20 protein-coding genes are annotated in these 22662 nt (G+C 37.3%); 18 read left to right on the plus strand and 2 right to left on the minus strand.

The annotated features are described in order from the left end of the window. Positions 1–97: 97 nt before the first annotated feature. Positions 98–802, plus strand: coding sequence for a Crp/Fnr family transcriptional regulator (locus tag IV73_RS01780; RefSeq protein ID WP_057754776.1), 705 nt, complete (start codon positions 98–100; stop codon positions 800–802). Between the two features lie 164 nt (positions 803–966). Here IV73_RS01780 and IV73_RS01785 read toward each other — a convergent pair whose 3' ends face one another. Beyond that, positions 967–2517, minus strand: a complete 1551-nt coding sequence (locus IV73_RS01785; protein WP_057754016.1) for a YfcC family protein — start codon at positions 2515–2517, stop codon at positions 967–969. A gap of 185 nt (positions 2518–2702) precedes the next feature. Here IV73_RS01785 and IV73_RS01790 point away from each other — a divergent pair, with 185 nt between their 5' ends. From IV73_RS01790 to IV73_RS06745, 4 genes are all read left to right on the plus strand, one after another. After that, positions 2703–3689 carry an ATP-binding protein gene (locus tag IV73_RS01790; RefSeq protein ID WP_157049528.1) on the plus strand — a complete coding sequence of 329 codons (987 nt, stop codon included), beginning with the start codon at positions 2703–2705 and terminating at the stop codon, positions 3687–3689. A gap of 9 nt (positions 3690–3698) precedes the next feature. Further along, positions 3699–3989 (plus strand): ATP-binding protein, encoded by a 291-nt coding sequence (locus tag IV73_RS06600; protein WP_157049529.1) that lies wholly within the window; start codon positions 3699–3701, stop codon positions 3987–3989. Continuing rightward, the gene (locus tag IV73_RS01795) at positions 3986–4828 is read left to right on the plus strand and encodes a DNA-binding domain-containing protein (protein ID WP_057754019.1); all 843 of its coding nucleotides are present in this window, start codon (positions 3986–3988) and stop codon (positions 4826–4828) included. The genes IV73_RS06600 and IV73_RS01795 overlap by 4 nt, the downstream gene beginning before the upstream one ends. 1203 nt (positions 4829–6031) lie before the next feature. After that, entirely contained in the window at positions 6032–6841 is an 810-nt protein-coding gene (locus IV73_RS06745; RefSeq protein ID WP_057754022.1) for an LPXTG cell wall anchor domain-containing protein, read from the plus strand. A gap of 155 nt (positions 6842–6996) precedes the next feature. On the opposite strand, the gene IV73_RS01805 is transcribed toward IV73_RS06745, so the two are convergent. Further along, positions 6997–7365, minus strand: coding sequence for a hypothetical protein (locus IV73_RS01805; protein ID WP_057754025.1), 369 nt, complete (start codon positions 7363–7365; stop codon positions 6997–6999). 773 nt (positions 7366–8138) lie between these two features. Here IV73_RS01805 and IV73_RS01810 point away from each other — a divergent pair. From IV73_RS01810 to yjeM, 13 genes are all read left to right on the plus strand, one after another. Then, entirely contained in the window at positions 8139–8945 is an 807-nt protein-coding gene (locus IV73_RS01810) for a helix-turn-helix transcriptional regulator (RefSeq protein ID WP_057754028.1), read from the plus strand. Positions 8946–9014: 69 nt separating this feature from the next. Then, the gene (locus IV73_RS01815) at positions 9015–9443 is read left to right on the plus strand and encodes a hypothetical protein (RefSeq protein WP_057754031.1); all 429 of its coding nucleotides are present in this window, start codon (positions 9015–9017) and stop codon (positions 9441–9443) included. A 390-nt stretch (positions 9444–9833) separates the two neighbouring features. Continuing rightward, positions 9834–10157 (plus strand): DMT family transporter, encoded by a 324-nt coding sequence (locus tag IV73_RS01820; RefSeq protein WP_057754034.1) that lies wholly within the window; start codon positions 9834–9836, stop codon positions 10155–10157. Positions 10158–11404: 1247 nt separating this feature from the next. Then, a complete protein-coding gene (locus IV73_RS01825) occupies positions 11405–11596 on the plus strand; it encodes a hypothetical protein (protein WP_057754037.1) in 192 nt (63 codons plus the stop codon). 106 nt (positions 11597–11702) lie between these two features. Continuing rightward, the gene (locus IV73_RS01830; RefSeq protein ID WP_057754040.1) at positions 11703–12170 is read left to right on the plus strand and encodes a GNAT family N-acetyltransferase; all 468 of its coding nucleotides are present in this window, start codon (positions 11703–11705) and stop codon (positions 12168–12170) included. A gap of 649 nt (positions 12171–12819) precedes the next feature. Further along, a complete protein-coding gene (locus IV73_RS06780; RefSeq protein ID WP_057754043.1) occupies positions 12820–13056 on the plus strand; it encodes a tyrosine-type recombinase/integrase in 237 nt (78 codons plus the stop codon). 341 nt (positions 13057–13397) lie between these two features. Then, on the plus strand, positions 13398–14588 hold the full coding sequence (gene metK / locus IV73_RS01840; RefSeq protein WP_057754046.1) for a methionine adenosyltransferase: 1191 nt from the start codon (positions 13398–13400) through the stop codon (positions 14586–14588). Positions 14589–15081: 493 nt separating this feature from the next. Continuing rightward, complete coding sequence (locus IV73_RS01845; RefSeq protein WP_057754049.1) at positions 15082–16125, plus strand: acyltransferase family protein; 1044 nt, start codon at positions 15082–15084, stop codon at positions 16123–16125. A gap of 178 nt (positions 16126–16303) precedes the next feature. Next, complete coding sequence (locus tag IV73_RS01850) at positions 16304–16753, plus strand: LytTR family DNA-binding domain-containing protein (RefSeq protein ID WP_057754052.1); 450 nt, start codon at positions 16304–16306, stop codon at positions 16751–16753. 5 nt (positions 16754–16758) lie between these two features. Continuing rightward, a complete protein-coding gene (locus tag IV73_RS01855; RefSeq protein WP_057754055.1) occupies positions 16759–17499 on the plus strand; it encodes a LiaF transmembrane domain-containing protein in 741 nt (246 codons plus the stop codon). A gap of 276 nt (positions 17500–17775) precedes the next feature. Next, positions 17776–19104, plus strand: a complete 1329-nt coding sequence (locus IV73_RS01860; protein ID WP_057754058.1) for an APC family permease — start codon at positions 17776–17778, stop codon at positions 19102–19104. A gap of 523 nt (positions 19105–19627) precedes the next feature. Further along, entirely contained in the window at positions 19628–21055 is a 1428-nt protein-coding gene (locus IV73_RS01865; protein WP_057754060.1) for a C69 family dipeptidase, read from the plus strand. A 27-nt stretch (positions 21056–21082) separates the two neighbouring features. Further along, entirely contained in the window at positions 21083–22594 is a 1512-nt protein-coding gene (yjeM, locus tag IV73_RS01870; RefSeq protein WP_057754063.1) for a glutamate/gamma-aminobutyrate family transporter YjeM, read from the plus strand. Positions 22595–22662: the final 68 nt, after the last annotated feature.

Consider the following 22662-nt stretch of genomic DNA (forward strand, 5'->3'; position numbering starts at 1 on the left):
GCTAGTGTTTTTTCATTATGTTCGCTAAATAAATACCTATGAGCGTAGCTAATTCTAAGGGGGATTAGCTGCGTTATTTGTTTAAAGGATTATGAATATGACTAATATGACTAAAGTAAATGAAGATAAATTATATAATTATTTTTTAAACGTGATGAATCAAATGCCAATTGACGACCAAATCAAAATTGAAATTTTAAAGAATAATTATTTAACGCGAGAACATGATTTGGAATCGAGTGTTTATATCTTATTAGAAGGTGTTATCATTACTTCTTTAGTTGGAATTGATGGTGAGCGTGAGCGTTTTAATTTGATGTATATGAATAAACCGGGGATTGTTTCTTTGGTGCGCAGTGAGAATGAAGCAATCGTGGAACAGCCTTACGACATTAAAGTAGACTCTGAGCGGGCTATTTTTTATAAAATTAACCGCGTAAAATTTTGGCAGTTGATTAATAATGATGTTTTATTAAGCCAATATGTCAAAATTTACTATCGTAATCGAATCGATGCCAATATTAAGCAAATTGAACGGATTTTAGGAAACCGTAAAACCGGTCAAGTGGCAGCTTTTTTGTATGACTGTACGAAATTATTTGGCGAGCGCGATGATGTGACCGGCGAAATTGTGATTAATCACCGAATTACCCATAATACAATTGGTGAATTTTGTGGGATTAGTTCACGGAGCTCAGTCACGCGGATTATTAATGAATTAGTAAAGAATGGAGCCATTGAGCAACGTGATGGTTTATTTGTGGTGAAAGATGTAGAGTATTTAAAACAATATACTAATTAAACGTTTTTAAATGCACTTAGAACTTCTATTAAGTTATATATGGGTAGGATCAGCAATATGTTGATCCTTTTTTATATGACATGATGAGCAAGCATGAATCGCGGGCAATAAAAAAACGCCTAGCACGAAGCAATCGTGACTAGACGTTTAATCATTAATTTCGTTTAGGCATAGACCATGACTTCCGCAACTAATAGAATGCCACCAAAGACAAGCACAAAGGCGACAACGGGCCATACGAAACGCAACCAATGAGAATACTTCATGTCTAACATTTGTAGAGTAGCCATGACCAAGCCGGTTGGGGCCAAGAAGAGCATGGCATATTGACCGAATTGGTAAGCAGTGACGACGACGAAACGTGGGATATTAACGGTATCAGCTAAAGGTGCTAAGATTGGCATCGAAAGTACGGCTAAACCAGATGATGATGGAACGATGAATCCTAAGACGAAGAAAATCAAGAGCATGGTAATGATAAAGACTGGCCCGCTCATATGATTAACTAACGATGACGAGAATTCTAACATCGTGTCCGAAATCATACCGTTGTTTAAAATGAGATTGATTCCCCGTGCAAGACCAATGATTAATGAGACCCCAACTAAGCTGGAAGCGCCATTGACAAAAGCATCAACGACGCCTTTTTCACCAATCCCATTTGGACCGGTAGCGGTTAAGAACATAATTAAAATGGCAAAGGTTAGGAAGGAAGCAGCCATGGTTGGGAACCACCAACCTTGTGACATAACGCCCCAGACCATGAGTGGGAATCCAACGACAAAGAAAATTAAGATTAATTTCTTACGGAAACTAAACGTACTCTCTAAAGGATTTTGATCGGACGTGACTGCCCAAAGTTTTTTAAAGCGATCGCGGTCTTCATAGGAATACGAAAGCGCAGGATTAGCCTTCACGCGCTTACTATACCAATAAAGGTAACCAATGACGAAAGCCCCGGCGATAACACATCCGATGATTCGCCACATAATTCCTTGGGTAAAATCAATTCCAGCCGCATTTGAGGCAATTACGACGGAGAAGGGATTAATGGTTGAAAAAGCGGTTCCGACCGAACTAGCGAGGAAAATCGCGCCAACACAGACAATCGAATCATAACCCATCGCAATAAAGACTGGTACTAAGATGGGATAGAAGGCGACAGCTTCTTCTTCAATTCCACATAAGGTTCCGCCTAAAATCATTAGAATCGCCACTAAGAAAATGAGCATAAATTCATGCCCCTTCGTTTTTTTCGTTAAGGCTAAGAGACCGGCTTCAAAGGCGCCACTGGCTTTAACGACTCCAATTAATCCGCCCAGGACAAAGATGAAGACCATAATATCAACGGCTTCTATTGTTCCTTGAACCATGCTATTTGGAAGTGCAGCTAAACTAGCGGGGCGTTGTTTCAACCGATTATAAGTATTGGGGATGGAAATTTCTTGGGTAATTCCACCGCTAGTAAATTGATTTATATCAATTTTAACGCCCAATTTATCAAGTTCTTGTTGGGTGGCAGGAACTTTATCAGTGGGACCGTCCGGTGTTTTAACAACTAAATGTTTTGAAGGCTGATCATAAGATAGCTTTGAATAACTACCCGCGGGGACGAACCAAGTCGCCGCAACAGCAACAATTGTTAAAATGAAAAGAATAACAAAAGCGCCGGGCATTTTAAACTTAAAATGGGGCTTTTTACTAATACCGATCATAATAATATTCCTATACCTATTCATAATATTATAGCCAAAGCAGCTTAAATATGAAGACAATAGTTAAATTCACAATCATGATTGTATGAATCAAACTTGTCAAAGCTAGTTACTTCTGACTACAATTAACATTATATGTAAACGGTTTCTTGGAACTTCAAGAAACTTCAAAAATGGAGGAGTGTATGGATTATCAACTTAAATCTGCTGGACGTGAGCAACGAATCATGATTGCGGCGTTTTGGATTGCTTTAGCTTCCCAAATTCAATTGTCAGCGCTCGTGCCAGGCTTTATTATTGCCTTGTCACCGTTGATTCTCCCCATTTTTTTGTATTTTAATACGGATTTGAACCCGATCCCTTTAACGTTGACGGTGGCGGTGGCTTCCCCAGTTTTTCGTGGAATCTTGATGCTAGTTAGCCAACAAAGTTCGCCGCAGCAAATTTGGTTATATACTTGGGCGGATATGGCTTTTTATATTATGTATGGGTTGATTTACTATTGGTTTTATTGGCGCCGTGGTAGTTGGAATAATGCCACATTCTTTGTGACAATTGTGCTTTGTGATTATGGGGCTAACTTATTAGAAGTTAGTATTTTAAACCATTGGCAAGTACCAAATTTAGACTTCTTTAAAATCATTTTTGCGGTGGCTTTACTGCGAACACTGGCCAGTTGTCTACTGGCATTTGGTTACCATTATTTTGCGCTATTATTACGCCTCGAGCGGCATGAACAGCAATATTATGATTTTATTATGGCGGCAGCATCAGTCAAAAATGAGCTATATTTTATGCAAAAAAACGTATCGGAACTGGAACGCATTATGAAAAATGCATATCTATTAAATGATGAATTACAGGTGGTCAATCATGCGACGAGCAATCGGGCGCTAGCGATTGCGCGGGATGTGCATGAGGTAAAAAAAGATTATCAAAATGTGATGCGGGGGCTGGCTGCTAGTTTTACGATGGAACGCGTGGTGACGATGCGTTTAACCGAAATTATTCGGGTGGTCACGGAATATGCGCGGCGGGTGATTTTTGATCGCCAATTGGATGTGGTGATTCAAGAAAAGATTGAAGGCGAATTAGTGATTGTGGAGCATTATGCCGTAGTGACGATATTATCGAATTTAATTTTTAATAGTATGGATGCACTTAGTCAGTAACGCCGTGGTGTGATTCAAATTAACGTTTGGCGCGATAGTGAGCATTTGTGGCTGGTGGTCGCGGACAACGGCCCGGGGATGACGCGACAAGTGCAAGCCCAAATCTTCACATCTGGTTTTACCACTAAATTTAATGCCGAAACCGGTGATGTTTATCGAGGGATTGGACTTTATCATACGCAACAACTGATGGAACACACTTTTGCTGGTCAGATTGATGTTGAATCCAGTCTACAACATGGCGCTAAATTTACGGCTCAGTTTAAAATTGACCATTTATTAGGTGAGGTAGAAGCATGAACTTTTACATTATAGATGATGATCAGGCGGTTCCCTTGGTGCTGCAACAAATCATTGAGCAAGATCACAATGCGATGGTAGTGGGAACGAGTCAAGATGCTTTGTCCGGGCTTCAAGCCGTCTTAACTTTAGATGTTGATATTTTATTGGTTGATTTATTAATGCCAGAATTATCGGGTATTGATTTGGTATTACGTTTAAAGCAGCAGCGCCCCCAGATTAAAGTGATTATGATTTCTCAGGTTCGCGATTTGGAATTACGAGAGACAGCCTATCAAGCGGGGATTGAATTTTTTATTGATAAGCCGATTAATGTAATTGAAGTTAAAACCGTGATTGAAAAAGTACGCGATAGTTTACAAATGCAGACTAAGCTGGCGTATATTCAAAGTCTGGTTGGGAGTGAAAAAATGCAGCAAAGTCCCCCCGCTCAAACGGTCCCACAAGCGATGGAACAAGTACGGACGATTTTAAAATATTTGGGAATCTCGACCGAAGCGGGAACCGCTGATATTTTGTTTACCGCTGAAATTATGTTGGAGCATCACTTACATTTCAATCAAATTGATTTTGAAAAACAATATACGATTGATCAACATGAAAAAAAGATTATTTTTCAGCGAATGCGCCGTGCAATGAAAAAGGGGTTGACGAATTTAGCTACGCGGCAACTAGATGATTTTAATGATGATATAGCCTTAGACTATGGTAATATCCTCTATGATTATAAAAATGTCCGGATGGAAATGTTGTATCTAAAAGGACAACATCATACCCATGGGAAAGTGGCTTTACGTAAATTTATGGAAGGTTTGATTTTGATGGCAGAACGAGAGTAATAGGTTATTGTTTCACGTGGAACAAGGGTGCGTCGTTGAAGGATTTAGTAACACAGCGGAGGTGGTTAAACAGGATTTAAAGAAAGGTAGTTGTTAAATTACGAGAATGCGAGTCTAGCAAGATAATCGTTGATATAAAGCCGTTTCGTAAGCTTTAAATATCTCTGACCACTCAATCGACCACAAAAGCATTTAATCGATATATAACTTTGCTCCCACAGGCATGTTCGCTTTAACTAATTGTTAAGGCGATTTTTTTATTTGTCCCCCGGCTATCATTTAGGAAAAGAACCGAATAACAAATGGTGCCGTCTCTTTTAAACACTGTAGTTATTATTATTTTTCAAAATGCCCCCCGTTATAAAAAATAACATTTCCCTCAATCTGGGGTACCGGGGGTAGGGGAATAGATTGTCTGAAATGTCCTGAAAACGTAGAGGTGGTGGGGGTAACACTCTTAAACCGTTGATATAACTGAATTTATGTATAAAAATAAGCGTCCAAAATGGGCGCTTTTGGGCTATTTAGGGTCTAAAACGACGGTTGAAAATAGATTATTTTAGTTATAAATAGCTTTGACGTAGTCTTTATAACCATTTAGCCCCCCTACCTAAAAGTTTTCAAAAATTGACTCCGACACAAGACGATGAACTGTGTGCGCTCCTTTAATTTGAAAATAGGCAGGGGGGGAGTATCACCCTCTAAACTCGTATGTATCTTTAAAGTTATCTGCAAACATTAAAAAGGCTTCACTGATTATTTGATATACTCGACTTTCCGAGTAGCCTGTTTGCGTTGCATATCTTTGGTTGATATACGTTCAAAGTATTTCATTTGAATCATTTGCCTGTGTTTGTCTGGTAGTGCCTTCAATGCTACTAAGACGTTAATTAAGTTGGCTCTAGCTATGTCTAAGTATTTATTCCCAACGGCACGATGTCGGACGACGTTTCAGCTCCAACAAAGAAATAGTGAGCCATTTGTTCTAAGCAGGGTAATTCTTTTTAGAGAATAGTCGGACGTCTTTTGTAACTTGCTTATTTGTTACGTTCTTGTTGGTCCTCCTTCAATGGTAGAATAGAATTATTTATTTATTTATTTAATACTGGCGACACTGAAATATTGTATTAGGTTTTTTATGATTCTTAGTATATAATGCGTATTACTGATTAAAAAAATATTATATTAAGGATGTCATTTATAATGATAATAAGCAAAAAAGTGAGCAGTATATTAGGGGTTTTAATTTTATTTTTATCTCCATGGGGAAGCATACAAGCGAGTACAACTAATAATGAACTTTATGCTAGTGGATTAAGATTTGAAAGTTATAAAGGTACTAACATTAATTCCGGAGAAGTTGATGTAAGTGTAGGTAAAACTATAGATTTAAAATATAAAGTGATGACTTATGGGGTTGGAAATAGAGATTTAATCGAAGTTCATGGAAATGATATAAAAGGTTTTACTGCTGAAAGTATAAATACAGGCAATGGGACGGGAATTATAAGAATTACGGCAAATAGTGAGGCAAATAGTAATAACCCTGGGATATTATTTTATGTTACCGGTTGTGCATCGACATATAAACAAAGGATAGGACTTAAAATAGTAGATGAATCTGATAATCCGAATATTCCTAGTGACAAAGATCCAGTAGATCCAAAAGACCCAGCAGATCCAAAGGATCCAGCAGATCCAAAGGATCCAGCAGATCCAAAAGACCCAGTAGATCCAAAGGATCCAGCAGATCCAAAGGATCCAGTAGATCCAAAAGACCCAGTAGATCCAAAGAATCCAGTAGATCCAAAAGACCCAGTAGATCCCAAGGATCCAGTAGATCCAAATACATCAAAAGAATTAGCGACAGAATCTGTTGTATCTGTTGCTAATGTAAAAAACAATTTAAAGTTATTGCCTAAGACAGCAGCTGAAAAAACAACCCTAGCTGGAGTTATTAGTGTTGTGTTAGCTTCGTTGGTTGGATTAGTATTCTGGGATCGGCGTAAGTAAAATGTAATATAATATTATTACTAAATATAAAAATTAAAACAAGGGATCCTAGTCTAACATTAATAAATACGATCGATATATTAAATTGAGTCAAGCAATTAATTTGCTTGGCTTTTTATTTAAATTCATATTCGACGAATTTCGAGCCAAGTGCATTAATGTAGTTTCGCCAGTATATCGTGGTGACTAGTTACATCCCCGCCGTTCTTTTTATAACTTTGCGTGAACTTTTGTCGTACCTTGTTGATGTGATTAGGAGTTGTGTTGTACATTTTAGCCAGTGCATCGGCAGTTAGTTTATCTTTGCCGTAGCTTTTGGTTATGATGTCTTGATTATCTTTAGGAAAGACTTTTAATGTGGTTTCAATCGTTTCACTTTGTCGATTGATTAATTCCTTTAACTCATTGTAGACACTTGCCGTTGCATCACTGATATTGAGCCTGTTTAACGTTATATCGCACAGCTTTAAATTAATTGAATAGCGACCACTAAAGTATTCATAAAATATCTTTGAAATAGCCAAAAGTGTGACCTCCTAAAAATGATATAATGTAATTAATCAACAAACCTGCTTCGGCGATAACTTTTAATAGTTGTCGCTTTTTTTTGATACGTTTGATAGCTTTTTGAATACTGGCATTCTGATGTTAGCATTTTATCTTTTTTGAATCTTAACATTTCTTAACATTTTCTGAGTCCTTAATGTTAACATTTGTCAACAACCTATGGCGTTCCAATGCTAGCATTATATAGGTTTTCAAGGGTGTTAAATATAGCTTTATATATGTTGTTGAGTGGTGTTGTAACACACTGCAACACTATGAAAAAACATTGCAACTTTTTGATTTGGGTTAAATTTTTGTATGCACACATTTTTAGTTTTTGTGTGCATACTTTTTACTCAACTTTATTCATAGATAATGAGACACATATTAGTGCTAGTTTTATAATGTGATTGATAGCAATATAAAGCTTTTATAAAATAAGGTTTCAGTATTCTCATGGCGTGGTTATAGCTACACATCAATTCAGTTGAATGTTCTATGATTGGGGATGTGCGAAGATCTTAAGGCTTCGTTTCGGCAGAGCCTTTTAATTTATACATAAAAAGCCCCAATCAATAAGTAATAAGTACTATTTAGGGCAACGTTGGGCTTATGTAGGTAATTATTATACGTTTTAAGGTGTGTAATATCAAAAATAATATTTATGTATTTTGTGTTTCAGTAAACATATATAATTTAATTATAGTAAAATACGGAATAAATTTATAATTTTAAGGACAGGTATATCATTATGAAGTTTGAATTGGGACCGATAATAAAAAAAGAGAGAAAGTTAAAACATATATCACAACAAGAATTATCAGAGGGTATATGTTCACAAGCAATGTTATCATCAATTGAAAATAATAAATATATCCCGAATATTAATCTTTTTTTAAAATTGTGTAAAAGATTAGATATTAGTTTAGATGACATCAGTTTAACGAATAATTTTGATATATCTGAATTCGATAATATAAATAAAAAAATAAGTATGTTATGTAATAATCACGACTATAGAAAATTAAAGCTTTTTTTGTTGAATGAATCAACTGTAAATGGATTGAAGACGGATAAACAGTTACAAGCTTACTACTATTATTTGGGTGTTGCCGAGTTAAATGATGGAAATAATATGAAAAATGCTGTTAATAATTTCAAATTATCATTAGCTTGTGAAAGCGGAAATACGAACTCGTGCTTATTTATTTTAGCAAAATGTTCAATTGGTTATGTTTATTCGTTGCAAGGTAAGAGTCATATAGTCATGGGACTATTAAAAGAAACTTTGAGATTAATTGATAGTGTTAAATACGAAGAAAATTTAAATATTATTTATTATGTTGTGGCATTATCATATTATCGATTAGGTAAATACCAAAATTCTCTGGAATGTATCGAATTAGGTATTAAATTTATTACAAATCATAACTCGCATTATATGCTTGCGAATAGTTATAGATTGCTTGCTGAAACTTCAAATAATAACATAGATTTACACAATAAAAGTGATTTTTTATCACAGCTATTTAGTGAGCCTGTTTTTGATAAATATTAGTATTCTTATTTTATTTAATGTTTATTTCTGGATATGATTACATTATTAAATAGTAAGGAGAATATTAAGATGAATGAGAAAATTTTTGAAAATGAATCAGAGACGGTAGCAAGCTTTGAAAAGGTTGAGAATACACTTATGGATTTAAATAATTTATTAAAGTGGGTACCGGATGTCACAGTTGTAGATGGAGTGGGTAATGATGAATACAAATACATTGTTAGACGACATGATAACGCATTTAATGATTATGAAGAAATAACCATTAAAAATGAAGATTCGAATATTATTTATATTAGTCAAAAGGGCAATATTGAATATAATTTAATCTTTAATATTCATAATGATGGTGGAAAAACTCGCATCAAACAAGCTCTGTATATCACTAACCAAGGTAAAATTAAGTTACCTTTAAAAATACTATCACCAATAGCTAAGAAAGCATTTAAATCAAATTTGAATAATTTAGTAAAACTAGTTGAATTTACGAGAAACTAGTTGAATTTACGAGAAACTAGTTGAATTTACGAGAATACGATTTTAGTAATTTAATCTTTGATATAAAGACGTTTCAGTCGTCTTAAAATTCGCCAACCACTCAATCGACCACAAAAAGTATTTAATCAATATATAACTTTGCTCCCACAGGCATGTTCGCTTTAACTAATTGTTAAGGCGATTTTTTTATTTGTCCCCCGGATATCATCTAGGAAAAGAACCGAATAACAAATAGTGTCGTGAAAATATATTTATTTTAGAATATAATTTACTTATGAGGTAATTAAAAAATGAATTTATTTAGATATTTTTATATCGCTTGGGAAACACTTTGGTAGAATACTTTTTTGTTAATTTATAACTTTTAATTGATATGAGAGGTATTCAAGAATGAACTATTTATTTTTATTTTTAGCAATTTTTGCGGAGTTAGCCGGGACTAATTTATTAAAGTTTACAGACGGGTTTACGAAATTATATCCTACCGCGGCTACGTTATTCATGTACGGGCTAGCTTTTTATTGTTTATCAATAGTTGTCAAAGATTTTCCAGTAAATATTGTTTATGCAATTTGGAGTGGCGCTGGAATTGTACTGGTTACATTAGTTTCGGTATTTATCTTTCATAATTCGATTAATTGGCAAACACTACTAGGAACATTGTTAATTGTTGTTGGAGTAATATTAGTTAATATATTTGGAACAAGTCATTAATTTTCAAGCACCGTAAAAAGGTGCTTTTTATTGTCTTTAAATTCACATCCGACGAATTACAGGTCAAGGTTATTGATGTAGTTTCGCTAGGATATCGTGGTGACTGGTAACATCTCCGCCGTTCTTTTTATAACTCTGCGTAAACTTTTGGCGCACTTTGTTGATGTGATTAGGCGTTGTATTGTACATTTTAGCCAGTGCGTCGGCGGTTAGTTTATCCTTGCCGTAGCTTTTGGTAATGATGTCCTGCTTTTTTTGAGGTAACGCTCTTAATGTGGTTTCAATCGTTTCACTTTGTCGATTGATTAAGTCCTTTAACTCATTGTAGACACTTGATGTTGCATCGTTGATATCGAGCCTGTTTAACGTTATATCGCACAGCTTTAAATTAATCGTATAACGACCACTAAAATACTCATAAAATATCTTGGAAATAGCTAAAAGTGTGACCTCCTAAAAATGATATAATGTAGTTAATCAACAAACCTGCTTCGGCGATAACTTTTAATAGTTGTCGTTTTTTTGATACGTTTGATAGCTTTTTGAATACTAGCATTATGATGTTAGCATTTTGTCTTTTTGAATACTAACATTTTATACGTTCTTAATGTCAACATTTGTCAACAATCTAGGGCGTTCCAATACTAGCATTATACAGACTTTCAAGGGTGTTAAATATAGCTTTGTATATGCCTTAGAGTGGCGTTGCAACACACTGCAACACTATTAAAAACGTTGCAACTTTTTCTGCAACCTTCTGCAACCTTTTTTGATTTTGGTTACATTTTTGTATGCACACTTTTTTAGTTTTTGTGTGCACATCTTTTACTTAAATTTATGTATAAAAGACTTGTTTTATGTTATAAGGTACGTTATAATAATATATGTAGTTGAGGGAAGTCATGAGCCTGATGCTATGGCAAGTTATATTTAGGGTATGTATTCGCACTTTTACACAATTCTAAGACGTGGAGTGCAGAAATGATACAAAATATTAAGGGGTTAGTGGTTTGGTTGAGTTTGCTTTGGCGTTCTCAATTGTTCTTACTTCCGTGGGTAAGCTGGCGATTCAATTATCAAAAGCTTACGGGAATAAGAAAAAAGCCGACTACTTATTTAAAGATAAGTAACCGACTTTAACCAACTAATACTCTAAGACTTGTCAAACGGTAAGAGCCTGGAACCTCTTGCCGTTTTCTTATACATTTAATTATAGCAACTCAATAAAATTATTCAAGGGGTAGAGTATGACTGAATATAAGACTAGTGAAGCACAACGCCGGGCCGTTAAGAATTACGAGCAAAAGCGTACACAAGGAGAAGTAAACCAAGGAAGAGCTAAGACCTTTGTGCGCAAATATGCCACTGTTGACGATATGAAGGAGCTTATAGAGATATTCAACGATAACCATACGGAACAGATAGAAATACGTCAATAACTTATTTACGTTGCAATTAAGTTAAACATTTTATAGTTTGCTTTTTAATTATTTTGGAAACGTAGTGCTTTGGACACTATTTTTTCATAAAAAGGAATAGATATATATGATTATTAGAAGATACGACAATAACGATTTAATTTCAATTGTAGATATATTCTTTAATTCAATTCACGCAGTAGATTCTTATTATTCTATTGAGCAATTAAACGCGTGGGGGAATTTAGATAAAAAAGCCGAATTAATAACAAAATGGGAATATAGTCTACAAAATACATATACATTAGTCGCTATTTTGGATGACGGTGTTGTAGGGTTCTCGAATATAGATAATGATGGATATATTGATTTAATGTATGTAAGTCCTGATTATCAGAATAAAAGAATAGCGACAACTTTACTAAAATATTTGGAAGATTATGCCCATAGAATGGGGTTAAAAGAATTGACCGTAAATGCTAGTGCAGTTGCAAAAAATATGTTTATAAAACAAGGCTTTAGGATAGTTGCCAAACAATCAGTAGTTAAAAATAACGTAGAGATGTACAACTATAAAATGTATAAGAGTCTGTAAACAGTATTTTTTGGGAATGTGTTTCAAAAGTTATTTTTTGGGAAAAACTCATAAAATGACAACACTGCATCGTTTCTCTTATTGATGAGTAGGGCGGGCCTTTTAATTGAATTTTATCCTAACTAAGTCTAGTTTAAAATTAATTGTGGCTAAATTTATATACCTTAATGCTAAAAGGTCGTATACAGCCTTATATGGGTAAAATAGAGCGAGTGAATTAATAACAAGTTTTAACAGGTTTTTAGGTTAGGTTTTATTAGGTTCTTTATGGTAGGTTTTGTCAGGTTCTTAAGTGAAGTTTATTTATCAGATAAAAAGCCAGTCGCTTATTTAAAGTAACTGGCTTTTTGAATATTTATATTTACAGAATGTAAATGCGCATGTTGTTTTAAATTATTCAATTTTTAAAAAGGACTAGTTCAGGACTAAAAAAAGGACCGCTCTAAATGGCTACGTACCAATGTGCGGAGCAAAAAGACCACTTTTTTAAAAAACTCTCTTATATAGTACAATAAAAGGCTATTTGTAACCTTCTACTTAATAATAGTGGTATTTCTAGTCCTAACCTTGGGGCACAACGTTTTAGCGTGGTACTTTAGGTGGTTCTCAATGGTCTTTTGGGCCCTATTAAATTAATGGAAGTTGTTTAATGCCTCGATACTTAAACATCGTGTTATTTTTGGTTAAGCCTAAATCTTTAAGAGCGTTTAAAATATCTAGGTATACTCACGCTACTTTATTAATATCAGACGGCATGGAAATTAAAAAGGTAGCCAATAGACTAGGACACAAAGACATATCAGTTACGGCGAACATTTATGCGGAAGTTACACCAAAAGCTAAGAAGGAAGTTGCTGAACGGTTTAGCAAAATATTGGTAAGTTGACCACTCAATCGACCACTCAATTAACCACAAAAAAGTTTAACGCTTATTATGCTCGGTGAGTATGCGAACGTTGATATAACTGATTTTTTGAGGGTTTGTTGAGGTTCATTAATATTTTACTGACTAAATTACGAGAATGGTGTACACTAATAGAAGCAAATTAATAACATTCCTATCAAGAGTTCAGGGAGGGACTAGACCCGAAGATCTGACGCCAGCGTACCCAAAAGGGCGATGTGGTAACTTCTAGTAGATAGGCGTAATGATCGGATGACATGCGCTTATCGTATGTCATTTTTTTGTATATCGATAAAATATAAAAATAGTGGAGGATTTAATTCATGGAAAAACGTTTATTTACGTCAGAATCAGTTTCAGAAGGGCACCCGGATAAAGTTTCAGACCAAATTTCAGATGCGATTTTGGACGCAATTTTAAAGCAAGATTCAATGGCGCGGACAGCGATAGAAACTGCAGTAACGACGGGATTTGTTAATATATTTGGCGAAGTTTCGACGAGTGCCTATGTAAATATGAATCAGATTGTCCGTCAAACTTTGAAGCGGATTGGTTATGATGATCCTGAAGCTGGCTTTTTGGCAGATGATGTACATGTGGCATTGACGATTGATGAACAATCACCCGATATTGCGCAAGGAGTCGACCAAGCTTTGGAACAGCGTGAAGACGGTGGCGTTGATCCTTACGATCAAATTGGGGCTGGTGATCAAGGATTGATGTTTGGGTATGCAACCAATGAAACGGACCAGTACTTACCATTATCAGTCGTTTTGTCGCATGCCCTGGTGCGAAAGCAGGCGGAAGTGCGGCGTTTGGGTCAGTTGGATTATTTATTACCTGATGCCAAAGCCCAAGTGACGGTTGAATTGGACGAAAATGACCGGGCACAACGCATTGATGCGGTGGTGCTTTCAACGCAACATCGTGAACGGGTGACATTGGATCAATTACGGCGCGAAGTTAAAGCACAAATTATTGACCCCATCTTACCAGCTGACATGGTGGATGAGAACACACGCTATTACATCAATCCAACGGGCCGTTTCGTGATTGGTGGTCCTAAAGGTGACGCGGGGATGACCGGTCGTAAGATTATCGTCGACACGTACGGTGGTTATGCGCGGCATGGTGGTGGTGCCTTTTCGGGTAAGGACGCGACGAAGGTAGATCGTTCTGCAGCGTATGCTACGCGCTATATCGCCAAGAATATTGTGGCTGCACAATTAGCTGATCGTGTCGAGATTCAAGTTGCGTACGCGATTGGGGTGGCAGCCCCAGTTTCAATCGACGTTAATACGTTTGGTACGGGAAAAGTGAGTGATGAAGAGTTGGTAACGGCGATTCGTGATCTCTTTGAATTGCGCCCCGCTGGAATCATTGAGGACTTGGACTTGCGCAAGCCTCGTTACGAAGCCACGGCTGCCTATGGGCACTTTGGTCGTCCAGAGCTTGACTTACCATGGGAGCGGTTAGACAAGGTGGAAGCTTTACAACGTTATTTTAATCTGTAAAAAGGATGTGGAACAACTTAGTCGTTAGTAGTGGCGGCTAAGTTGTTTTATTTTGGCTAAAAATATGTCTAACATATTAATATCTTTCAATGTCGTATATTATTCAAAAATTGCATGGTGTGGCATCGATGATATATTAGAATTGTTGTCAATCATTGGAAGGGGTGTGGGAGATGCTATATGGCTTGGGGTTTTGTGGATGGGGTGTTATGGACGCTAATGAGGATTTTTAGTGGGAATTTGGGAACGATTTTGGCCTAAGACAAAAAACTTGGCTTAAAACCCTGGGAATCATCTGATTGATAGTTGGTGTCATTTTAATTAAAGTCATTGGTTAATTAGATTTATGAAAAGATGCGCTGATGCATCTTTTTTATTGTTAAACATTATGGAAGTTTTAAGAAAATACTTCGTCAATCAAAATAATTGAAAAAAATAAAAGGGTGTATTAGTATTTGGAAAGAATAGTTTAAATATTAAGGATGTGAAGCAAGTGCGGAAAAGAATTTTAGCGTTTGATATCGCCCGGGCGGTGACCATTTTTTTGGTGATTGTTGGACATTCAATGAATGGATGGAATCATCCCCTTTTAAGTAATTTAATTTTTGCGATCAATTTACCGGTGTTTTTCTTTATTTCAGGGTACTTTTATCGGCATAAATCAATACTGCAAACAATCAAAACAGGCTTTAATAACTTAATATTGCCATATTTTGTGATTGCCACGGCGATTGTGGGATTAAACTTTTTAAAAGAATCGCTCCATCATCAAGCTTTGAATTGGGGCTTGTTGATTCCTTATTTTTATGGCAATGGGGCATCAGTTACAACTCCTGGTAATTATGACATTGTGCCGCACATGGGAGCCATTTGGTTTTTGTTAATGATGTTTTTGGCCAACATCATCTTTCAATTATTCATGCGGTTGGAATCACCGGTCAGTCAAGCTATGGGCGTTTTGATTGCGGTGCTTTTAGGAATTTGGTTGGCTAATCGCTTTTCCTTACCTTGGACCCTACAAAGTGCGCTAGAAGTTCAAATCTATTATTTGGTTGGTTACTGGGCACACCGAATGAATTTAATTAAAACGCATCATTGGCAACGTCTTATTATCGGTTTATCGGTCATTTTGTTGGGTCTGACAACAGTTTTTGGTGGTAAATATACGTTAGTGACCGGTCAAGCTGCACATCAAGGATTGAGTATTTTGGCCGGGATTGGTAGTTCATTTTTATTAATTTATTTGGCGCAAGCATTGGAACATTTGTTTGACCCAAAGCGTTTAGCGCGCTTAGTTCAACTGGGTGCAATTTCCATGTTAGTACTTTGCATTCATGATTTAGATATTATTTTTTTGGATCAGTACCTTGTACATCACTTCTTAAGTCATTTACACGGCTGGCAACAAAATGGCGCTTACCTAAGCTTAATTGTTATACGAGTATGGTATACTTCGGTTCTTGCTTTGGTCGTTGTTAAAATCTCGTGGGTGCGGCGCATCTTCATTGAACGCGATTATCCGTTGGCTTTAACTTAGCTGTTTTTTTGATAGCTGAAATTGATGGTAAGGTTTGGCAGAATCATTTCTGACAAACTTTTTATTTGTTCGTAATTGGAAAAATTGACCGGTTATTCAGTCAAGCACGCCACTTACTGAAAAGCGATTTACGATAAAAGGCGATTATGGTGTAATAAGTAATCGAAAGGATAGGGCGATGAAAGTAAAGATTGAAATTAACCCGGAGCTACAGGATAGCGAAATCATCATAACCGCCCCTGAAGCAACGACTGAAATTCAACGGCTGCGGCAAATCATTGAGCAACAGAGCCTAGGATTAAAAACACTCCCCGCTTATCAAGGGGATACCGAGTATTATGTTGATGTTTCGGATATATTATTTTTCGAAACCAGTGAGCGCCAAGTTTATGCGCATACCGCTGAACAAATATATGTGGTGCATCAACGTTTGTATGAACTCGAAGGTGTGTTGCCAGCTAATTTTGTGCGGATTTCAAAAGCTGGAATAGTGAACGTGCAACAAATTTTGGCTTTAACGAAATCTTTGTCGAATTGTTTGGTGCAATTTCAAAACACCCATAAAGAAATTTATGCGTCACGACGATATTATAAAACACTACAAGAACAGTTACAGATTTGGAGGTAAGCGGGATGCGAAATAGAAGACAACGCGGAAATGCATTTTGGGGCAGTATTTTTATTTTGGCGGCGATTGTTTTAGTCACAAAGGAATTAGGGTGGTTAGATGGGTTAGGTCCCGGTTGGGTGATTAATCCCTGGAGCTTGATTGCCACATTATTATTAGGTGCGTTGATTATTGCTAGTTTAGCGCATCGGTCGTTGATTGGGACGATTTTTCCAATTGCCTTTTTAGCGATTTTGTATAGCCGACCTTTAGGGATTGAGTCCTTAGTACCCTGGACAATTTTAGGGGCAGCCTTCTTGCTAACGATTGGGTTTGCCATTTTAAGACCTCACTATGGGCACCCTTGGCATTACCACCATCATCATGATCAATATATGGAAGAACAGACATTTGTGTATGATGAAACGGGTCAGACGGATGAAATCATTAATATCTCAACTCAAATGGGGAATACCGTGCGTTATTTACAAGCACAAAATATCAAGGTTGTGAATGTTGCTAATAATATGGGCACGACAAAAATTTATTTTGACCATGCACAGCTAGCGGAGACGGCGACCTTGAATTTAGATAACATGATGGGAACGGTCGAATTATACCTACCTGCAGAATGGAAGATTGATAATGAAATTAATCTAGTCTTATCAACGATTTCGGAGCGGGGGATGCGGCGTGGACAACCAAGTCAGGTCTTACGCCTGCAAGGACGTTCGAGTGTAGGAAATGTAGTTATTGTTTATATTTAATAATTTGGTTGAAATTAAGTTTTAGCACTGGGTTGCTAGAACTTATTTTTGATTGGGGAATCGAGTGAACAAATCGGTTGAGCTATAAAAAAGATTTCGCGTGTTCGGTTGGTTCTGTTATAATTTATTAGTTTAAGTTTATTAATGGAAGTTAGGTTGATGCGTCGAGCGCCAGCCAGCCTTTATTAATAATAGAAAATAACAATTGAAATCAATTGTAGAAAGATGAATGTAGGTTTTTATACGCAAACAAATTGAATTTGGAAGAGGATAATCATGAGTGATAAAACAGAATTGAAACGGACGATGACCTTGCTACCAGCCATTTCCACGGTAGTTGGGACTGTGATTGGAGCGGGGGTATTTTTCAAAGTATCAAGTGTGACGGCTTCAACGGGCTCAACGAGCATGGCGATGTTGGTATGGTTATTAGGGGGGCTGATTAGTCTTGCCGCTGGTTTAACGGGGGCCGAATTAGCAGCGGCTTTACCGGAAACGGGGGGGATGCTGGTTTATATTGAACGGGCTTACGGGAAGGTACTCAGTTATTTACTGGGTTGGACACAATCAGTGGTTTATTTCCCTGCCAGTGTGGCGGCCAAGGGCATTATTTTTGGAACCCAGGTTGTCAATTTATTTCATCTTTCGGTAGATGCTATCATTCCAGCGGGCGTATGCGCGTTGATTTCAGTTTTTCTAATTAACTTGTTAGGATCAAAGATTGCTGGACAATTTCAATCCTTAACCTTGTTGTTTAAATTAATTCCATTAGCGTTAATTGTGATCTTTGGATTACTACAACCTGGGGGCGTGGATGTAAGCTTTTTCCCTGTCCAAGCTGGGGCGCACACTAGTGGCTTTTTCACTGCTTTAGGCGCTGGATTGCTAGCTACAATGTATGCCTATGATGGTTGGATTCATGTAGGTAATATTGCGGGTGAATTGAAAAAACCATCCCGTGATTTGCCACGAGCGATTGCAGGAGGACTGTTAGGGATCATGATTATATACCTCTTAGTTAACTATGTTTTCTTGCATACGTTACCAATCAGTGCCTTGGCTGGCAATGAAAATGCGGCGATGGATGTTGCGGATGAAATTTTTGGTGGCTTCGGTGGTAAGCTGATCACGATTGGAATCTTAGTTTCAATTTATGGGACGTTAAACGGTTATACGATGACGGGGATGCGCTTACCTTATGCGATGGCTTTGGAAAATAATTTACCTTTTTCAAAGACGCTCTTAAAGTTAAATCGTTTCCAAATTCCTTACGTGGCTGGGTTATTCCAATTGATTTTGTCAATTGCCTTGATGTTTGTCGGTGGATTTGACATGTTAACGGACATGCTGGTGTTTGTGATTTGGATGTTTTATACCTTGGTCTTTGTCGCCGTAATTAAATTACGGCATACTGAACCTGATTTGATTCGGCCTTACAAGGTGCCATGGTATCCATTCATACCAATTGTGGCCATCTTGGGCGGAGTCTTCATTTTGGTGATGACTTTGATTTCTAATTTTGGACTGGCCATGATTGGAATTGGGCTAACTTTGATTGGATTGCCGGTTTATTATGTACATCAAGCTTTTTCAAAGCAAAAGTAAATCTTAAAGAGTCTTCAACTGAGTTGAAGGCTCTTTTAGTTGGGGTATTGGTGGGACACGAACCGTTGTTGTGACCATTAGAAGGTCCCCACGCTTTTGCATTGCATTTTGGGGAAGAACTGGAATGGTTTTAGTGCATGGTTTTAATGTTATTGATGAAAAAATACGATAATTTTGAGAATTATTTGCGAGCATGATTACAATTTATAGTTCCAGCGACTTTTGTAACTGGTTTTTTGGCTAAATTCATCCAATAGTGCTGGATTTATGCATTCGGATATAGATAAAATAACAAAAAAATGAGAGTTGATAATAATTAACGACTTTAATTTGATCCTGTGATAGCGCTTTAACCGAACAAAATAATAAAACTCTGAGAATTAGTGAATAATTATTGAAATTCATGAAAAAAATGAATAAAAAACAGGTAAATGTTATATAATAAGTGCATATTAAATTTAAAACAGCGTGAAAAACCGATGTATAATTATGCACAGATGTGCAAAGTAATGAGGTAAATATCATGGAATATAATAAGGCTGATTTAAGTGCTTGTACCAGTATCCTAATTGGGAAAAAGGCAACGATTGATGGCTCGACGATTATTGGGCGCAACGAAGACGCTCAGGCTTCGTGGCCAAAACATTTTGTGGTGCGCGAGCATCAGGAGTTTCTAACGGAACAAGAATTTATTTCAACCGCGAATAATTTTAAGATGCCCCTTCCTAAGATACGGTATAAGTATACGGCGACCCCTGAATGGACAACTAAAGAAGGGTTGTTTGAAGAAGATGGTTTCAACGAATATGGCGTGGCAATGAGCGCCACGGAAAGTGCCTATGCGAATGAAACTGTCTTGGGAGCAGATCCATTGGTAGAAGACGGAATTGGTGAAGAAGCCATGGTTACCGTTGTCTTGCCATATGTGAAAACTGCGCGTGAAGGTGTTGCGCGGTTAGGTGAAATTGTTGAAAAATATGGGACATGTGAGACTAATGGGATTTTGTTCTCGGATGCTGATGAAGTTTGGTATCTAGAAACTGGTACTGGTCACTATTGGGTTGCTCAGCGAATTCCAGATGATAGTTATGCCGTAGTGGCTAATCAATTGGCTATTCAAGAGGTTGATTTTGATGATCCGGATAATTTTATGTTTGCTAAAGACTTACAAACCTTTGTAACGGATAATCATTTGAATCCTAATCCTGAAACGTTTAATTTCCGCAATATTTTTGGAACGCATACGTTGTCAGATGAACATTACAGTACGCCACGCGTATGGTGGGGTCAGCAACAATTTTCTGGGGCAACCGAAGAGTCACCAATGAGTGAAGACTTAAGCTTTATCAAAAAGGCGAATCGCTTGTTGAGTATTGATGATGCCAAGATGTATTTGAGCTCGCATTATGAGAAGACGGAATATGATCCATTGAACGAATCAGCACAAAATCATCTTTTCCGGCCTATTAGTCTGGCGAAAACACAGGAATCGCACCTGCTGCAGCACCGACCTAATATGGCGCCTGAAGTTGCGTGTGTGCATTGGTTGGCCATGGGTGTGGCCGCACAAAGTGTCTATGTGCCATTTTATATGGGTATGAATGACACACCGTCCGCATATAAAATTGGAACCTTACCTTACGATGGCGAGTCAGCTTATTGGGCTTATAAGCTAGTCAGCGTATTGGTAGACGGTCATTACAAGGAATTTGGCAAGCAGTTACAAACCACGCAAAAGAAAGTTAATATTACCTTGAATAAGTTGGTTCGATCGACGGATAAAATTGCCCAGCAAATGGATAATCCGGGTGACTTAGCCCAGTATTTGACTGAGGCAAGTGCCCAAGGGGCCAAAGAAGCCTTGCAAGCTTACCGTCAATTGACGGCCGATATTATCACAGCTTCGACCGATTTTTCACCGTTAAACTTTAAAACCGATTTGAATTTATAGTTAGTAGTATGATAGGAGTAATTTTTTATGAGTGACACAGATAAAGGATCCGCTGGCAAAACGATTACGTTAACCATGCTGATTATGATGATTTTTACAACCATCTTTGGATTTGCTAACACCCCGATTGCCTTTATGCAAATGGGTTATGCTAGTATCATTTGGTATATTCTTGCGGCCGTCTTATTCTTCTTGCCAGTTGGAATTATGATGGCTGAGTATGGTTCAGCCTTTAATGAAGCTAAGGGTGGCATTTATTCTTGGATTGAAGGTTCAGTTGGACCACGCGTTGCTTTCATTGGAACGTTTATGTGGCTAGCTTCTTGGGAAACTTGGCTGGTGGCGACCGGGTCTAAGATTTGGATTCCATTGTCCGTTTTTATTAGCGGTTCCGACCAAACGCAAACGTGGCATTTAGGCGCTCTTGGTTCAAATCAAGTAATTGGAATCTTGGCGGTGCTTTGGATTATCGCAGTTACTTTCTTTGCTACTAAAGGAATTGATTGGATTGCTAAAATTTCATCGTTTGGTGGCACGATGATGGTCGTAATTAATGTTTTGTTCTTTATCTTGAGTGTTTATGTTTTGATTTCAACCGGCTTTAAGACGGCGGAACCAATTCAGGGCTTGAGTACCTTGTTGAAGAGCCCTAATCCAGCGTTTGCGAGTCCAATTGCCATGATTAGTTTTATTGTTTATGCGGTCTTTGCATATGCTGGAATGGAATCAATGGGTGGAATTACTGACAGCATGAAGAACCCTAAGCGTGATTTCCCACGGGGAATTTTAATTTCAACGTTGATTATTGGGGTTTTGTACGCGTTGTCTATCTTCCTTTGGGGAGTTAGTGCGAACTGGTCTGGTTTGATTGATAAGGGTAATGTTAATTTGGGTAATGTGACTTATATCATGATGGATAATCTTGGTCGCACCTTTGGACATCAAATTGGTTTGAGTACGGCGGCGGCGGCCACTTTAGGTGAATGGTTCTCACGGTTTGCTGGATTAGATATGTTTATTGTTTATACTGGTTCTTTCTTTGTCTTGATTTATTCACCATTGAAAGCCTTTGTGTTGGGAACACCAAAAGATTTTTGGCCTGATCACGTTACGCAATTGAATAAAGAAGGAATGCCTGCTAATGCGATGTGGTATCAAGCAGCCTTCGTGGTTGTGTTGATTTTAGCCATTTCATTTGGAGGAGCCACAGCGCAATCCTTCTATAATATTTTGACCTTAATGGGAAATGTTTCGACGGCTTTGCCATATTTGTTCTTGGTTGGAGCTTATCCATTCTTTAATCAGAATAAAGCCATTGAAAAGCCATACCTCTTCTTTAAGAATCGGTATTGGATGTGGACCGTTACCACTGTCAGCTTCTTAGTCTTAGCTTTGAGTGTGATCTTTACGGGCTTGGAGCCACTCTTAGAGCACAATTGGAGTGATGCATTCTGGACAATTTCTGGTCCGGTAATCTTTACGGTGATTGCGGTGGCGTTGTATCGACGTTATGAAAAAAAGCATGGACTGTTACGTTAAATTTTAATTGAGATATAGGAAAAGGTTGGAACTTAGGTTCTGACCTTTTTTATGAGAGCTAAAAGTGC

The sequence above is a fragment of the Weissella kandleri genome, assembly GCF_001438705.1.
Taxonomy (GTDB): Bacteria; Bacillota; Bacilli; order Lactobacillales; family Lactobacillaceae; genus Weissella; species Weissella kandleri.

Coding starts and splice junctions, on each gene's coding strand:
- IV73_RS01780 (WP_057754776.1), top strand. CDS start 98: ATGACTAATATGACTAAAGTAAATGAAGATAAATTATATAATTATTTT.
- IV73_RS01785 (WP_057754016.1), bottom strand. CDS start 2,517: ATGATCGGTATTAGTAAAAAGCCCCATTTTAAGTTTAAAATGCCCGGC.
- IV73_RS01790 (WP_157049528.1), top strand. CDS start 2,703: ATGGATTATCAACTTAAATCTGCTGGACGTGAGCAACGAATCATGATT.
- IV73_RS01795 (WP_057754019.1), top strand. CDS start 3,986: ATGAACTTTTACATTATAGATGATGATCAGGCGGTTCCCTTGGTGCTG.
- IV73_RS06745 (WP_057754022.1), top strand. CDS start 6,032: ATGATAATAAGCAAAAAAGTGAGCAGTATATTAGGGGTTTTAATTTTA.
- IV73_RS01810 (WP_057754028.1), top strand. CDS start 8,139: ATGAAGTTTGAATTGGGACCGATAATAAAAAAAGAGAGAAAGTTAAAA.
- IV73_RS01815 (WP_057754031.1), top strand. CDS start 9,015: ATGAATGAGAAAATTTTTGAAAATGAATCAGAGACGGTAGCAAGCTTT.
- IV73_RS01820 (WP_057754034.1), top strand. CDS start 9,834: ATGAACTATTTATTTTTATTTTTAGCAATTTTTGCGGAGTTAGCCGGG.
- IV73_RS01825 (WP_057754037.1), top strand. CDS start 11,405: ATGACTGAATATAAGACTAGTGAAGCACAACGCCGGGCCGTTAAGAAT.
- IV73_RS01830 (WP_057754040.1), top strand. CDS start 11,703: ATGATTATTAGAAGATACGACAATAACGATTTAATTTCAATTGTAGAT.
- IV73_RS06780 (WP_057754043.1), top strand. CDS start 12,820: ATGCCTCGATACTTAAACATCGTGTTATTTTTGGTTAAGCCTAAATCT.
- metK (WP_057754046.1), top strand. CDS start 13,398: ATGGAAAAACGTTTATTTACGTCAGAATCAGTTTCAGAAGGGCACCCG.
- IV73_RS01850 (WP_057754052.1), top strand. CDS start 16,304: ATGAAAGTAAAGATTGAAATTAACCCGGAGCTACAGGATAGCGAAATC.
- IV73_RS01855 (WP_057754055.1), top strand. CDS start 16,759: ATGCGAAATAGAAGACAACGCGGAAATGCATTTTGGGGCAGTATTTTT.
- IV73_RS01860 (WP_057754058.1), top strand. CDS start 17,776: ATGAGTGATAAAACAGAATTGAAACGGACGATGACCTTGCTACCAGCC.
- IV73_RS01865 (WP_057754060.1), top strand. CDS start 19,628: ATGGAATATAATAAGGCTGATTTAAGTGCTTGTACCAGTATCCTAATT.
- yjeM (WP_057754063.1), top strand. CDS start 21,083: ATGAGTGACACAGATAAAGGATCCGCTGGCAAAACGATTACGTTAACC.